Annotated in this window: 14 protein-coding genes; 7 read left to right on the forward strand and 7 right to left on the reverse strand. The window is 50.8% G+C overall.

The genetic code is table 11. From position 1 onward, the window contains the following. Positions 1-4: 4 nt before the first annotated feature. Positions 5-958 carry a heme o synthase gene (locus AWQ23_RS05920; protein ID WP_062433443.1) on the reverse strand — a complete coding sequence of 318 codons (954 nt, stop codon included), beginning with the start codon at positions 956-958 and terminating at the stop codon, positions 5-7. 53 nt (positions 959-1011) lie between these two features. Next, the gene (locus AWQ23_RS05925) at positions 1012-1926 is read right to left on the reverse strand and encodes a heme A synthase (protein WP_030006260.1); all 915 of its coding nucleotides are present in this window, start codon (positions 1924-1926) and stop codon (positions 1012-1014) included. A gap of 386 nt (positions 1927-2312) precedes the next feature. Between AWQ23_RS05925 and AWQ23_RS05930 the strand changes: the two genes are divergently transcribed. The 3 genes from AWQ23_RS05930 to AWQ23_RS05940 all read left to right on the forward strand — a co-directional run bounded on the left by AWQ23_RS05930 (position 2313) and on the right by AWQ23_RS05940 (position 5662). After that, positions 2313-3308, forward strand: coding sequence for a cytochrome c oxidase subunit II (locus tag AWQ23_RS05930; protein ID WP_062436555.1), 996 nt, complete (start codon positions 2313-2315; stop codon positions 3306-3308). 94 nt (positions 3309-3402) lie between these two features. Continuing rightward, positions 3403-5049, forward strand: a complete 1647-nt coding sequence (ctaD, locus tag AWQ23_RS05935) for a cytochrome c oxidase subunit I (protein WP_012306785.1) — start codon at positions 3403-3405, stop codon at positions 5047-5049. 13 nt (positions 5050-5062) lie between these two features. Beyond that, positions 5063-5662, forward strand: a complete 600-nt coding sequence (locus AWQ23_RS05940) for a heme-copper oxidase subunit III (RefSeq protein ID WP_012306786.1) — start codon at positions 5063-5065, stop codon at positions 5660-5662. A 77-nt stretch (positions 5663-5739) separates the two neighbouring features. Here AWQ23_RS05940 and AWQ23_RS16300 read toward each other — a convergent pair whose 3' ends face one another. From AWQ23_RS16300 to ispF, 3 genes are read right to left on the reverse strand one after another with little or no spacing between them, the layout of a single operon-like run. Beyond that, the gene (locus AWQ23_RS16300) at positions 5740-5955 is read right to left on the reverse strand and encodes a type II toxin-antitoxin system HicB family antitoxin (protein WP_223209862.1); all 216 of its coding nucleotides are present in this window, start codon (positions 5953-5955) and stop codon (positions 5740-5742) included. A gap of 15 nt (positions 5956-5970) precedes the next feature. Continuing rightward, a complete protein-coding gene (locus AWQ23_RS16305) occupies positions 5971-6153 on the reverse strand; it encodes a type II toxin-antitoxin system HicA family toxin (RefSeq protein ID WP_232308975.1) in 183 nt (60 codons plus the stop codon). A gap of 10 nt (positions 6154-6163) precedes the next feature. After that, positions 6164-6643 (reverse strand): 2-C-methyl-D-erythritol 2,4-cyclodiphosphate synthase, encoded by a 480-nt coding sequence (gene ispF / locus AWQ23_RS05950; protein WP_062433447.1) that lies wholly within the window; start codon positions 6641-6643, stop codon positions 6164-6166. 191 nt (positions 6644-6834) lie between these two features. On the opposite strand from ispF, the gene AWQ23_RS05955 reads away from it, so the two are divergent. From AWQ23_RS05955 to mnmE, 4 genes are all read left to right on the forward strand, one after another. Further along, the gene (locus AWQ23_RS05955; protein ID WP_062433450.1) at positions 6835-8421 is read left to right on the forward strand and encodes a hypothetical protein; all 1587 of its coding nucleotides are present in this window, start codon (positions 6835-6837) and stop codon (positions 8419-8421) included. A gap of 194 nt (positions 8422-8615) precedes the next feature. Further along, positions 8616-9149, forward strand: coding sequence for a hypothetical protein (locus tag AWQ23_RS05960; RefSeq protein WP_062433452.1), 534 nt, complete (start codon positions 8616-8618; stop codon positions 9147-9149). A gap of 67 nt (positions 9150-9216) precedes the next feature. Further along, the gene (locus tag AWQ23_RS05965) at positions 9217-9681 is read left to right on the forward strand and encodes a single-stranded DNA-binding protein (RefSeq protein WP_062433455.1); all 465 of its coding nucleotides are present in this window, start codon (positions 9217-9219) and stop codon (positions 9679-9681) included. Between the two features lie 3 nt (positions 9682-9684). Continuing rightward, on the forward strand, positions 9685-11067 hold the full coding sequence (mnmE, locus tag AWQ23_RS05970; protein WP_062433457.1) for a tRNA uridine-5-carboxymethylaminomethyl(34) synthesis GTPase MnmE: 1383 nt from the start codon (positions 9685-9687) through the stop codon (positions 11065-11067). Between the two features lie 2 nt (positions 11068-11069). Here mnmE and AWQ23_RS05975 read toward each other — a convergent pair whose 3' ends face one another. After that, positions 11070-12401, reverse strand: a complete 1332-nt coding sequence (locus tag AWQ23_RS05975) for a CmpA/NrtA family ABC transporter substrate-binding protein (RefSeq protein ID WP_198158698.1) — start codon at positions 12399-12401, stop codon at positions 11070-11072. A gap of 140 nt (positions 12402-12541) precedes the next feature. Next, positions 12542-14458: a 1-deoxy-D-xylulose-5-phosphate synthase gene (gene dxs, locus AWQ23_RS05980; protein WP_062433464.1), complete on the reverse strand. Its 1917-nt coding sequence runs from the start codon at positions 14456-14458 to the stop codon at positions 12542-12544. Between the last annotated feature and the right edge of the window lie 87 nt (positions 14459-14545).

The following is a 14545-nucleotide window of genomic DNA, read 5'->3' on the forward strand; positions in this document are numbered from 1 at the left end:
TAATTTAAGTCAGGGAAGCTAAGGTTGTGGTCACCAGGGCAGTGACATCATGCACCGCAGGTAAACTATCCACCACCATCGCCGTACAAAGCAACATCATATAAAGAATCGAATATTTAAACATTGACTTCGCTAGGGGCTGATCAAAGGGATTTTGCTTCAATTCCCAGGCTTTTTGGATAAAAATGGCTCCCAGCACTAAGGCGGCGATCGCATAAAACAGCCCAGACGCTTGGAACGGGAACACCAGCAACAGACTAAAGGGCACAACGATTAATGTATAAATCCAAATTTGATCGACGGTTATTTTTTCTCCCTTGACCACGGGCAGCATCGGCACCTCAACTTCTGCATAATCCTCTTTGATCATCAAGGCCAAGGCCCAGAAATGGGGCGGCGTCCAGAGGAAAATCAGCGCAAACAAAATCCAGGCTGACCAATCCAACTGACCCGTAACCGCCGCCCAACCCACCAGGGGCGGAATCGAGCCTGCGGCCCCACCGATCACAATATTTTGTACGTGGTGCCGTTTCAGCCAGTGGGTATAGACCAGCATATAAAACACAATGCCCGATAACGCTAAACAGGCGCTAAGCAGGTTCACAAATACCGTTAACAGGGAAAAAGACAAACTCCCCAAAATCAGCGCAAAAATCAAGGCATGGCGTGGCTGGACGCGACCAGAAGGAATGGGCCGCTTACGGGTGCGCTGCATCGAAAAATCGATGTCCTGGTCATAGATGCAGTTGAGGGTTTGGGCAGAGGCGGCGGCGAGGGTCCCCCCCAGCAACGTAATCAGTAACTTTACCGGGTCAATGTGACCATGGGAGGCAATCCACATCGAAGCAGCGGTGGTAATCAGCAGTAGGGGAATAATGCGGGGTTTGGTGAGTTGGTAATAGCTTTTGATAACCGCCCAAAAGTTTTCATGGTGCGGAGAAAGGCTGGTGCCGAGCATAAAAATACCTGAATTTAATAAAGACGCAGAGGAATGGAGAGATAGGGTTTGACTTAACTGGTGTGGGGCTGGCGATCGCGGAACGCAAAGACAGAAAACATCGCCAAAGTCCCAAGGAGGCTCGCCCCAACGGCCTGGTGGGTCACGGTGAGGGGTTCCACTTGCAGATGCAGTTTAAAGGTGGCCACCCCAATCAAAATTTGTAAGCACACCAGTAACATGGCGACATTGGCCAGGCTGCGGAGAGTAGGGTGGAGCGCTGGCGTCCGCCAAGCCATGATCACAGTGACGAGCGTTGCGAGGGTAGCAGGGACAACACCGACGATGTGACTGTCCATTACCACACACATATCCCCTTGGAAAAAGCACTGGTGCAAGGCCCACTGGGAGGCGACTAAACCTCCGGACAGGCTTTGGAGATAAATAAAAATGGCTGCCGTCAAACCAAACCAAGGTAATTTTCCGGCGGTGCCGTTGCCGCGATAGTCACTCAAACAACTGCCAATGGTGAGCAGGGTAACAAAGAAAAAGAGAGCCGTCCCCAGGTGGGCTGTGACGATATCAAAGCGTAGCAGTTCGGTGACGGTTAATCCCCCTAGGATCCCTTGAAACACAATCAAAAACAGGGCAAAGCTCGCAGCCCATGGCAGCCAACGGGGTAGTGCCGTCCGGAACCAGAGAGTGAGTCCCACCAAGGCGATCGCCGAGAGACCGATCAACATCGCGTCTAAACGGTGGAACCACTCCAAGAAAACCTGTAAATTCATCTGTTGGGTCGGCACCAGTTGCCCGTAGCACAGGGGCCAATCCGGACAAGCCAGTCCCGCATTCATCACCCGTGTTGCACTGCCAATCGCCATTAACAACAAGGTGGCGATCGCCATTTTCCAAACCAAACGACGAACCCATGTTTTCACCTGATCACTCGCTGGCGAAAAAGAATTTGGAGATGAAATGGAATGAGCCATGAAGCCTCCTCACAAAACGCTTAACAATCTACGGAGTCAGAACTGCCACAGATGTAAATAGCTACACAAATTAGATTTTAGGCTAAGAAAAATAGCTAAATCTCATTAATTAACACTGTAGTGAACCCATTTAGACGCTGCTGTTCAGCGACCTATCCTGTACAAATTCTTTACATTTAAGCAACGAATAACCGAGGAAATCTAAATATAATCTTAAGTTTTTGGCCAGATAGATTACATAATTGAGTTTTAAATAACCTTGATACAAAATCATCAAGATTTGTCATCAGTCAACCATGAAGATTGTGACAAACCAAAGGCATTTCCAAACAGTTTGTTTTAACGTGGTAACCAGCAGTTATTCCAAAAAAGCTCCAAAATTTCCCGTGAATATTCCCAATAGCATCACGACCTTGATCGCTGGAATTGCCATTACCCTCATCAGTCTCTGGTACGGTCAAAACCATGGTTTACTACCCGTTGCCGCCTCCGCCGACGCCAATGATGTCGATGAATTGTTTAATCTGATGATGACCATTGCCACTGGTCTTTTTATCTTGATTGAAGGGGTTTTGGTGATTTGTCTAATTCGATTTCGCCGCAAACAGGGGGATTTGACCGACGGCCCGGCGATCGAAGGCAATGTTCCCCTAGAGATTGTCTGGACAGCGATCCCCACCGTCATCGTCTTTATTTTGGCGATCTATAGCTTTGAAATCTATAACAAAATGGGCGGCCTCGACCCGATGGTTTCTGGGGGCGGTATGACCATGGCCCACCATCATCAACACAACCCCAATACCATGGACAACATGGTGGCAATGGAACCAGATTCTAAAATTGCCATTGGCATTGGTAAATCCATGTCGGCCAACGATGAAGATCCTTTAGTGGTTGACGTGAATGGCCTGCAATATGCCTGGATTTTCACCTACCCCGATACGGGCATTGTCTCCGGGGATCTCCATGTGCCTGTGGATCGCCCAATTCAACTCAACATGAAAGCAGCAGACGTGATCCATGCTTTCTGGCTCCCAGAATTTCGCATTAAACAAGATGTGATGCCCGGCCAGGTTTCACAACTGAGCTTTGTGGCCAACCGAGAAGGCACCTACCCGGTGATTTGTGCAGAATTGTGCGGCTCTTACCATGGCGGCATGAAAACTACGATGACCGTTGAAACGGCAGAGGGTTATGACCAATGGGTGCAGTCGCGCACAGTGGCGCTGCAAGATGGCGAGGGTCAACCGTTACCCGTCGATTCTACGGCCTTAACCGATGCAGAGTTTCTCCAAGCCTACGCCGAGGAGATGGGGATTATTGAAAATACCCTAGAGCAGATTCCCCATAATCCTTTGGGAATGATGTCGATGGCCCAGTAAGGTCAGGCTTTTTCAAACAATTAAACCAACTAAAACCAATTAAACCTGTAACTAATTTTTTAGTAAACGCACGATAACTAATTAACGATCAACCATGAGTGACGCGACAATACACCATGCGGGCGATCGCAAATGGACGGACTACTTCACCTTTTGTACTGACCACAAAGTAATCGGGATTCAATATCTCGTTACGGCTTTCTTGTTTTACTTCATTGGTGGTGCATTAGCAGAGATTGTCCGCACAGAACTTGCGACCCCAGACCCAGACTTTGTTTCCCCCGAAGTCTATAACCAAATGTTTACGATGCACGGCACGATCATGATCTTCTTGTGGATTGTGCCCGCCGGAGCCGCCTTTGCCAATTACTTGATCCCGCTGATGATCGGTGCGGATGATATGGCTTTCCCTCGGTTAAATGCGGTGGCCTTTTGGATGCAGCCTGTCGGCGGTATTCTTCTGATTCTGAGTTTCTTTGTGGGCGCCCCCCAGGCGGGTTGGACGTCCTATCCGCCCTTGAGTTTGATCTCTGGGAAGTGGGGCGAAGAACTCTGGATTTTATGTCTGCTGATTTTGGGGACGGCTTCGATTTTGGGGGCGATTAATTTTGTCACCACGATTTTTAAAATGCGTGCCCCGGATATGGACATCCACAGTATGCCGCTGTTTTGTTGGGCGATGTTGGCGACTTCGGCGTTAATTTTGCTCTCGACTCCGGTCTTGGCCGCAGCTTTGATCTTGCTGTCCTTTGACCTGATGGCAGGCACAGCTTTTTTTAACCCCACGGGCGGTGGCGATCCGATTGTTTATCAGCACCTCTTTTGGTTTTATTCCCACCCAGCGGTGTACATCATGGTGCTCCCCTTCTTTGGGGTGATTTCGGAAATTCTCCCGGTTCACTCCCGCAAACCAATCTTTGGTTATCGGGCGATCGCCTACTCCGGTTTAGCAATTAGCTTTCTCGGTTTAATCGTCTGGGCGCACCACATGTTTACCAGTGGCACCCCTGGCTGGCTGCGGATGTTCTTTATGGCAACCACCATGCTCGTGGCAGTACCGACGGGGATCAAGATCTTTAGCTGGTGTGCGACCCTCTGGGGTGGCAAGTTACAACTCAATTCCGCGTTACTCTTCGCCATTGGATTTCTTTCGTCCTTCCTGATTGGCGGTTTAACAGGGGTGATGTTGGCAGCAGCTCCCTTTGATATCCATGTCCATGACACCTATTTCGTCGTGGGTCACTTCCACTATGTCCTCTTCGGTGGCTCTGTCTTTGCCCTCTTTGGGGCGGTGTACCATTGGTTCCCGAAAATGACGGGCAAAATGTACAACGAAACCTGGGGCAAAATTCACTTTGCGATGACCTTTATCGGCTTTAACATGACCTTTTTGCCGATGCACTATCTGGGTCTCCAGGGGATGAACCGCCGCATTGCCCTTTATGATCCCCAGTTCCAGCCCCTAAACCAAGTTTGTACCTTAGGGTCTTACATTTTGGCGTTATCAACGTTGCCGTTTTTGGTCTCAATCGTCTTGGGGTTAGTCAATGGGAAAGCAGCCGGACGGAATCCGTGGCGTGCTCTCACCCTGGAATGGCAAACGACCTCACCGCCGAGTATCGAAAACTTTGATGAGCCACCCGTCCTTTGGGCTGGCCCCTATGAGTATGGCATTGATGGAGAACCCAGAGATGAGGATTCCATTGAAGAGATGCTCGCTGAAGTGGCAGAAATGAGTTAGAGGAGTCGCAAAAATGCAAAGTTCAACCACCAATACGGCGATCGCCACCGATTATCAAACGCCCCCGACGGAACACCATGGCCATCCTGACTACCGGATGTTTGGCCTCGTGATGTTTCTGGTCGCAGAAAGTATGATTTTCCTGGGGCTGTTCGCCGCTTTTTTGATTTATAAGGCGACGATGCCTGGTTTCACAAAGGAATTAGAATTGCTCGTGCCCACGGTGAATACGATCATCCTGGTCAGCAGTAGCTTTGTGATGCACAAGGGCCAAAGCGCGATCAAAAACGACGACGTCAAAGGTCTCCAGCTATGGTTCGGGATTACGGCACTGATGGGGGCAGTCTTCCTTGGTGGCCAGGTCTATGAATATGCCCACATGGAGTTTGGCCTCACGGAGCATCTGTTTGGCAGTTGTTTCTATGTGCTGACGGGGTTCCACGGTCTCCACGTGACGGCAGGGCTGTTATTTACCTTGGCAGTGTTGTGGCGATCGCGCGAAGCCGGTCATTACAGTGGCCAGGCCCATTTTGGTGTCGAAGCAGCGGAACTCTACTGGCACTTTGTGGATGTGGTCTGGATTATCCTGTTCGGCCTTGTCTATCTGCTGTAATAGCTTCATTTCTTAAATCAATCCTTAAAAAGAGGAGGCCAATAATGTCTCCTCTTTTTTGTTGCTGCATTTATTTTTCACGCTGCAATTTCAACATAGGCAGAAGAAACAGAAGGCTGTGGAATTTCTAAGCCTTCTAATTGCAATCCTTCAAGGTGAAAGGCGATCGCCTCTTGCATATTTTGCGTCACTTCAACTTCTGTTGCCCCTGTTGCGACACAACCAGATAAATCTGGAGAATAAGCTGAATAACCCGTATCGGTTTTTTCGATGACGATTAGATAGCGCATCATTTCTACTTTGTTACTTTAAAAACCAGCTTGTTTGAGAATACTATTTTGGGTTCCAGGAGCTAATTCGTCACTGAATTTTCCTGCAACTGTTACTAATCCTAGTTTAGTTGGATGCCTGTACTGACGGTGACTTCCGCGAGTTCTAGTGAGAATCCAACCATCTTGTTCTATGAGTTTGATAATTTCTTTAACTTTCATTATCCATGACTCATACTTGCACTAACAGGGCGACAGCATGGACACAAATTCCCTTTTCCTCACCCATGGCATCTAGTTTTTCATTGGTTGTGGCCTTAACACCCACCTGATCCGGATCAACTCCCAGGGCTTCAGCAAGACATTGAGTCATGGCTTGGATGTGCGGTTTCAGTTTTGGGCGTTCAGCGACAATTACAGAGTCAATATTGCCAATTTGCCAGCCCCGTTCTTGGATAAGTTGATGTACCTGCTTGAGCAATTCAATACTATCGGCCCCTTTCCACTGGGGATCTGTAGGCGGAAAATAATGGCCAATATCCCCCAAACTGAGAGCACCCAACATCGCATCCATAATCGCATGGGTCAAAACATCTGCGTCGCTATGGCCATCTAAGCCGAGGTGGTGTTCTAGCTGAATGCCTCCCAAAATGAGGGGACGACCAGGCACGAGACGGTGGACATCGTAACCGTTACCAATGCGGATTTTCATAGGAGTTAGGGGCGGGCATAAAGTCACTGGTTAGGGTAGCATATCTCTTTTTATTTTCTGGGTATGACGGCGATAAATTTCTGGGGCTAAGCTAATTTCTGGGGGAAAGCTGCCTTAGAATCACCTTAAGTAAGTTCACACATTCTGAGCACAATTTTTTTTGTTCAAGAATCCTATCGCAGGAAAAGAGTATGGCAATGAGGCAAGGCTGGCACAGTTTAATCCTGGGGAGTTTACTGCTGGGCACAGGCGGATCGGCACTGCTCTCACCTGTCCTAATACCTCCAACCTTTGCCCAAGAAGCCACCTCCACTACCCAAGGGCGTTCATTCCTTGCGGAGTTGTGGTTATTAAACCAAGGTTTTGTTGGTCTCCGGCCTGAACTAGAAGAGTTCCCTGACAATTTGGCGGCGCTCAACACTGGAACAGCGGCCTTCGATGCAGAAATTTTTCGGAATGATCGGGCTGGCCTGCAACAACTCCAAGAACAGATCCGGTTGCTGGAAGGGCAACTGGCAACGATTCAAGACCCGGCCCAACGGGAAGCTTTAGCAACGGCGATCGCCAACCTTGATCAGCAGCTCAATAATCTCACCAACCTGCTTGAACCCTTTGTAGATGGCTTTAATCCGGAAACGATCCGGCGGCTCCAGGAATTTTTAGATTTTTTTGAACGGCGCAACCTCAGTGAAGCAGACTATGGTTTCTACGGTAGCGTTACCCAAACGGAACTCGAAGAATATCTTGCACAACAGTTAAGTGACCTCAGCGAAACCCTCAAAACCCTGAATGAAACCGCAACCCAAGGGGCGATTGCCCCGGATCTGGTCACCTCGATTGATTATCTCTACACGAGCCTAAGTCTGGAAAATACCGTTGTGGATGATGGCACGACTTTTTCGGCAATGATCCAAACCCTCCAGCGGGATAATCAGCGCCTGCGACAACGCCTGCGTACCACCAATTTTCTCCTGGGACTGCTCCTTCTGTTAGGCACCGCGACCCTCGCCCTGTTTTATCTACGGAAACCGACCCCAACAGCTTCGCCTGTAAATCGCTATTTCCCGGATGCGGAACCGGATTCCTTTGATCTTGATCGGCTAGAAGCAAAGCTTATCAAGCGACTCCAAAACACCTACGATCTTTCGCCCAAGGAAAATTTTGCGGCGATCGCCCCGCCGCCAGTAACAACCCAACCCACCACTATTCCCTTCAGCGAAACACCGCCTTCACAGCCCCTAGCCGCGAACACCCTAGACGACCCAGAGGCATTCAATCCAGCTTCACAAACGCTCGATCACCCAGATCCGAACCCCGTAGAAACAGAAATTGATACAGACACAGACGCTGATTTTCCGGTGCAATTTCTCAATGTCTACGATGCCTTGGTGGAAACCTATAATGCCGATGCCATGGGCCTGGCCTCAGAGGCGATCGCCTTGGCTGTCCAACCGCCTGTGACCCAAGACCCCGAAACTGACGGAGAAACTGAAAATTTCCTGAGCGGGTTATTATTCCAAACCGATGACCAAGGGGACTATTGGGCCATCGAAGTGCAAAATCAGTATTACCTTGTGCCCCGCGCCCAGCTTAAAATCACCCCCGATAACTACACTTTTTTTCAGCAAACTTTTATCTGCTACGGTAACCAAAAGCCAGATTTACAGACAATTAAATTACTCAAACCCGCTCGCATTGCGGCCATAGATCAAGATAATCTTTGGGAATTGGTTCAACCGGGCATTGTTGTTTTAGAAAACGTTGAATCTCTAGCCTAAGTTTTGGACGAAATCAATTGGACAAATAATATTTACTCAACTTAAAGAATAAAATATTGTTCTAGTAACGGCCCCTAAAACTTCAAAAATAAGTCCTTTGCACCCCCGAAACTCTGTGGTAGAAAGCTAAAATTTACCTTAAAATAGCAGCAATTCTGGACAATTTCCGTTCCATGGTTTTGAGGAGTATAAACATGAGCCTTGCTTGCATCGGCCGACAGCATTTAAGTCACGTGGCGATCGCCACGACTTTACTAACAGGACTCACTGGCGCGATTTACCAATCCACAGCCCAGGCCCAGGCCGCCTATGGTAGCTATGTGGGTGCTGGGGCGAGCGTTGGCGTTTCCTCCGACTGGAACGGTGAGGGACAGCAATTGAGTGCCGTGCTTGCTGCCCGTTATAAGTTTCTGAAATTACCTATTTCCCTCCGGACCCAAGCCTTTATCGGTTCTGGCAGTACCGCCATTGTGCCGACCATTTCCTATGATGTGCCCCTAACCTGGCAACTCGATGCCTATGTGGGCGCTGGCTATTCCTTCGCAACCGGAAACAACCCTTCCCCCGTCGGCGATCGAAACACCTTGGTGATTCAACCGGGACTTGATTATGCACTGCCCAATGGCAACACGGTGCTCTTTACCAATGCGGTATTTGCCTTTGATGCCTATGAAGGTAAAAATGAAAAGGCCGTTGCGCTCCAAGGAGGGTTAGGTCTCCGCTTCTAAACGGCAACCCGTGGCTTTAAAAAAGTACAATTGAACCGTATGTTAGGCGATCGCCAACCGAGACGAAATGAATAGTTGTGTATTAATGGCGCGCATCCTAGGGGAACCAGAACTGCGCTATACCCCCGACAATACCCCCCTGGCTCAGATCACCATCGAATTTCCGGCGCTCCGGGAGGGAGACCCCGCCTGCCGACTCAAGGCCGTGGGTTGGGGCGATAACCTCAGCCAAGACATCCAGCAAAATTACCACGACGGTGATCAAGTGATCTTGACGGGACGACTGACGATGAACACCATCGAACGCCCCGAAGGCTTTAAGGAAAAGAAGGCAGAGTTAGTGATTTCGCAAATCCAAGCTATTGGTGCTGGTCTAGGCCCCACCTCTCCTGGAACGACCATGGCCCCTTCTGTGCCGACTTCACCCGTCACCCCCAGTAATGTGGTGCCCATTAACCCCATGGCTCCCGCTCCTAATCCTGCCCCGGCTCCCAGCGAACCGGAACCGAACCTCGATGACATCCCGTTTTAGACTGTGAACCTAGGCGATACCATTGTGGCGATCGCCAGTGCCGTCGTCCCAAATCAAGGCAGCATTGGCATTGTCCGTCTATCCGGTGCAGCGGCCCTTCCCATTGCCCGTCAACTCTTTCAAGCCCCTGGCCAGCAGACCTGGGAGAGTCATCGCATTCTGTATGGCTATGTACGTCATCCCCAAACCCAAACGATTGTCGATGAAGCCCTGCTCCTGCTGATGTTGGCCCCCCGTTCCTTCACTGCCGAAGATGTGGTGGAGTTTCACTGCCATGGGGGCATAATTCCCGTGCAACAGGTGCTACAGCTTTGTTTAGGGGCTGGGGCGCGGTTGGCGACACCAGGAGAATTTACCCTCCGTGCCTTTTTGAATGGTCGCATCGATCTTACCCAGGCTGAAAGTGTGGCGGAACTGGTGGGGGCAAAATCACCCCAATCGGCCCAGGTGGCCCTAGCAGGGATCCAGGGGAAGCTGGCCCAGCCAATCCAGCAGCTTCGGGGTCAATGTTTAGATATTTTGGCGGAAGTGGAAGCCCGCATTGATTTTGAAGACGATTTACCTCCCCTGGATGAGCCGCAAATTCAACAGGATCTCACCCTGGTGCTCGAAAAAGTTGAACAAATTCTCCAGACTTCTGACCGGGGTGAACTATTGCGCACGGGGTTAAAGGTAGCGATTGTGGGCCGTCCCAATGTGGGGAAATCGAGCCTGTTAAATGCCTGGAGTCGCAGCGATCGCGCCATCGTCACGGATTTACCAGGGACAACGCGGGATGTGGTAGAGTCCCAGCTTGTGGTGCAGGGTATCCCGGTACAGGTATTGGATACGGCGGGCATCCGGGATACAGAGGATGCCGTGGAAAAAATTGGTGTTGCCCGTTCTCTCGCCGCTTCCCAACAGGCGGATTTGATTTTGTTTACCATCGATGCGGCGGTGGGATGGACAGCAGCAGATCAAGAAATTTTTCAGCGAATTGTGGCGGCAAAAGCCAATCAACCCTTAATTTTGATCCTTAATAAAATTGACATCGGCCAACCGGAGGCTATTGAAATTCCGCCCCAAGTGCAAGGGGTCGTCAAAACAGCGGCAGCCCAGCACCAGGGTGTGGATGAATTGGAAACGGCGATCGCCAATTTGGTGCAAGCGGGAAAAGTGGGAGCCGCCGATCTCGATTTTGCGATTAATCAACGGCAAGCCGCAGCCTTAACCCAGGCGCAACAGGCCCTTATTCAAGTGCAAAGCACCATTGCCCAAGGATTGCCCCTGGACTTTTGGACAATCGATCTACGCAGTGCGATCCAGGCCCTAGGGGAAATTACCGGCGAAGGGGTGACTGAATCGGTTTTGGATCGGATCTTTAGCCGTTTTTGTATCGGGAAATAGCATCAGGTGCGGATTTTAAACTGGTTAAGATAACTGGCCCCTTGGTTCGGTAAAAAAGCCCGTTGGTCAATGAAGTGAATCTCTGACTTAAAAGGCTCAGGCGGTAAACGCAACCCAAATCCCTGGGCGATCGCCCCGTAGGGTTCCGGGGGATAAGCTGCTGCCACCAATTCACGGGCATTTTGGGGATATTGCCGCAGCCCAAAATGCCGCCAGCGGACCATCTGGGTGAGAAGCCACAGGCCATGGGATTGCCAGCAATAATTAGCCTGGTCGGGGGCCGTAATCCGTCGCCCTTGGTCAAACCAAATGGGACTATCCCGTCGGGCAATGGGGCGATCGCCGTCTCCCCCGTAAAAATATTGGCCACCAAAGAGGGCGGTGAGGGCAGCGGGATCAAGGTCAAGGTTACTGGCCAAGAGCGGGCCAATGGTGGCCGCGTTGGTGGGATCTTGGCAATATTGGCAACCCTGGAGGGTGGCGGCAATGAGAGCCTTAGCTGTATTTGGGTTTTCTTCTAGCCAGCCCGCACTGGTGGTCATCACCGGCCCCGGGTGGCCCTGCCAAATATCCCCTGAGAGATATTGGATAAAACCAGAATCGTTGGCGATCGCCTCTTGTCCCCAAGGTTCTTGGCTGCAGTAGCCTTGGATCAACCCTGCCTGCAATTTATGACGCAGCTCCGTGGGCGCAAAGGTGACTAATTCTAAATCTCGATCTGGATGGAAACCCAGGGCCGCCCACCAATAGCGGTAAAGATAGGCCGTTGTGCTGTAGTCGTGGTCTACCCCAAAGGTTTTTTCCGGTAAAGCCCGCACATAGTCCCGGTAGGCCGCCGCAAATTCTGCAAAATTCGCATAGTCGATGCCAGAACGAATATTATCAGCCCAGGTCTGTTGGCGGCCACAAAAAACACCGCCGTGGCGATGGATCTGCATCAACGCGACCAGATCAACCCTAGGACTTTTGAGCTGATAAATCAGTGGTGTCGAAAAAGAGGTAATCGCCGCATCAAAACGCGATTCTAGTAGCCCCTGCTCCACGGCCTGTTGATCCACCTGGGGATACAGCTCAACTTCCAGGCCATACTGCTCAAAAAAGCCTTGGGTGAGGGCCATCAGCCAGGGGGCGATCGCCAAGTCCGGCACATAACCCAGGGTGAGGGTTTGTTTTTCCGGGGCACTCAGATCTAATACCGGCGGAGTTGATTCTAAGTTAGCTTGCTTCGCAGATCTTCCTGGCAGACGAACGGTATCTGGAAGTCGATTGCAAGCAGTGAGACCATAACCCCAGGCAGCAAAGGTTCCGTATTTGAGCAGGTGGCGGCGTTTCATAGGCAAAAATACAGGGAGGCTCCCAAATTTTACGGGTTCGGTTTGGCGATCGCAATTTTCTGTGACGGTTCCACCATCAAAAAATCCCCAGGGCAGCGAGGGCACACTGGGGATCAAAGTCAAAGCACAGTCAATTTTGCTTAAACGGTGGTGGTTGTCTTGGCGGCGTCTTTCTGGAAAAATGCCGCCCGAATGGATTCGGCCATCTGGGCTGGGGTCAACCCATGGGCCGCTTTTGATTCCGCTGGAGTTGCATGATCCACAAGCACATCCCCAATGCCAAAGCGTTTTACGGGAACAAGCACATCATGATCCTGGAGCGCTTCACAGACCGCAGACCCAAAACCACCCATTAAGCAACCCTCTTCAAAGGTGGCCACTTTACCAATTTGCTTGGCGAGGGGCGCAATGAGTTCAGAGTCCAGGGGTTTCACAAAACGGGCGTTGATCACCGTGGCGCTAATGCCGTGTTCACTGAGAATTTCGGCCACCTGGAGGGTCGAGTGCACCATGGCACCATAGCCGATCAGGAGAATGTCGTCACCATTGCGCAGGATTTCTCCTTTACCGATGGGCAGGGGTTCCCAGCCGTCTTCCATTAACGGTGCGCCAATGCCACTCCCCCTGGGATAACGCATGGCGATCGCCCCGTCTGTGTATTCAATCCCCGTGACGAGCATCCGTTGCAGTTCAGCTTCATCCTTGGGTGCCATCACCACAATATTGGGAATCAGGCGGAGATAGGCAATGTCATACATCCCCTGGTGGGTCGGCCCGTCGGCACCGACGATACCCGCCCGGTCAAGGCAGAAAAAGACCGGTAATTTTTGAATACAAACATCATGGATGATTTGGTCGTAGGCCCGCTGCAGGAAGGTCGAATAAATCGCCACCACTGGCCGCATTCCTTCACAGGCGAGGCCCGCTGCTAGGGTAACGGCGTGTTGTTCGGCGATACCGACGTCGATGTACTGTTTTGGTAATTTCTGTTGGAGCTTATCTAACCCGGTACCAGTGGCCATTGCCGCTGTAATCCCGACAATTTTGGGGTTGTTTTCCGCGAGGGTGGTCAGAGCATGGGCAAAGACCTTGGAATAGCTCGGTGGGGTTGGTTTCTTCGAGGGGAAAGCCTTGCCTGTGGCCAAGTCAAAGGGTTTCTGGGCATGGTAGCCCACTTGATCTTTTTCGGCGATCGCATAACCTTTGCCTTTAACTGTGGCGACGTGGACGAGGGTCGGGCCTTTAGCCTTGTGGGCCTGTTTAAAGGTGCGGATCAGCTCTTCGAGGTTGTGGCCATCCACGGGGCCAAAATATTTAAAGCCTAATTCTTCGATGACGGCGCCAACTTTTGAGACAGCCAAGCGTTTCATGCTGTCCTTGAGCCGTTCCATCTCTGGGGTGAGGGAGTCCCCAAGGAACGGGAGATGCTTAACCTGTTCTTCGAGGTTATCGGTTAAAAACTGAACGGGATCACTGAGGCGAACTTTATTGAGGTATCGTGAGATGGCTCCCACATTCGGGGAAATAGACATTTCATTGTCATTGAGAACCACCATTAAATTCGTATCGGGTAAATGACCTGCATGGTTGATGGCTTCGAGGGCCATGCCGCCGGTCAAGGCACCATCACCAATGACTGCCACACATTTAAAATCTTCTCCCTTGGCATCCCGTGCCAATGCCATCCCTAGCGCTGCGGAAATACTGGTCGAGGCATGGCCAGCACCAAAATGATCAAACACGTTTTCACTGCGCTTAAGGTAGCCAGCTACCCCATCCTTTTGCCGGAGGGTGTGGAATTCGTTGTAGCGTCCGGTGATCAACTTATGGGGATAAGCTTGATGACCGACATCCCACACCACCTTGTCGCGATCGAGATCAAGGGTTTGGTAGAGGGCGAGGGTTAGTTCAACCACCCCTAAACCAGGGCCGAGGTGGCCACCACTTGCGGCAATCGTCTGGAGGTGTTTTTCGCGAATTTGCCGGGCAATCTCTTCCAACTGACGGACGGTCAAGCCGTGGAGTTGGTTCGGATGGGTAATTTCACTCAGGTGCATGGGTGTTTCTAGAGAGCGATCTTATAAAGGGGTCTAGTTCTCAGGATATCAGGTCTAACAATTTTAATCAGAAGATCCCGGTTAGTC

Origin of the sequence: Picosynechococcus sp. PCC 73109 (assembly GCF_001521855.1) — a bacterium.
Taxonomy (GTDB): Bacteria; Cyanobacteriota; Cyanobacteriia; order Cyanobacteriales; family MRBY01; genus MRBY01.

What these genes read in the sequence shown, in the direction of transcription:
- AWQ23_RS05960 (WP_062433452.1), top strand. Translation starts at nt 8,616, where the DNA reads ATGAGCCTTGCTTGCATCGGCCGACAGCATTTAAGTCACGTGGCGATC.
- AWQ23_RS05955 (WP_062433450.1), top strand. Translation starts at nt 6,835, where the DNA reads ATGGCAATGAGGCAAGGCTGGCACAGTTTAATCCTGGGGAGTTTACTG.
- AWQ23_RS05920 (WP_062433443.1), bottom strand. Translation starts at nt 958, where the DNA reads ATGCTCGGCACCAGCCTTTCTCCGCACCATGAAAACTTTTGGGCGGTT.
- dxs (WP_062433464.1), bottom strand. Translation starts at nt 14,458, where the DNA reads ATGCACCTGAGTGAAATTACCCATCCGAACCAACTCCACGGCTTGACC.
- ctaD (WP_012306785.1), top strand. Translation starts at nt 3,403, where the DNA reads ATGAGTGACGCGACAATACACCATGCGGGCGATCGCAAATGGACGGAC.
- AWQ23_RS16300 (WP_223209862.1), bottom strand. Translation starts at nt 5,955, where the DNA reads ATGATGCGCTATCTAATCGTCATCGAAAAAACCGATACGGGTTATTCA.
- AWQ23_RS05925 (WP_030006260.1), bottom strand. Translation starts at nt 1,926, where the DNA reads ATGGCTCATTCCATTTCATCTCCAAATTCTTTTTCGCCAGCGAGTGAT.
- AWQ23_RS05965 (WP_062433455.1), top strand. Translation starts at nt 9,217, where the DNA reads ATGAATAGTTGTGTATTAATGGCGCGCATCCTAGGGGAACCAGAACTG.
- AWQ23_RS05940 (WP_012306786.1), top strand. Translation starts at nt 5,063, where the DNA reads ATGCAAAGTTCAACCACCAATACGGCGATCGCCACCGATTATCAAACG.
- AWQ23_RS16305 (WP_232308975.1), bottom strand. Translation starts at nt 6,153, where the DNA reads ATGAAAGTTAAAGAAATTATCAAACTCATAGAACAAGATGGTTGGATT.
- AWQ23_RS05975 (WP_198158698.1), bottom strand. Translation starts at nt 12,401, where the DNA reads ATGAAACGCCGCCACCTGCTCAAATACGGAACCTTTGCTGCCTGGGGT.
- ispF (WP_062433447.1), bottom strand. Translation starts at nt 6,643, where the DNA reads ATGAAAATCCGCATTGGTAACGGTTACGATGTCCACCGTCTCGTGCCT.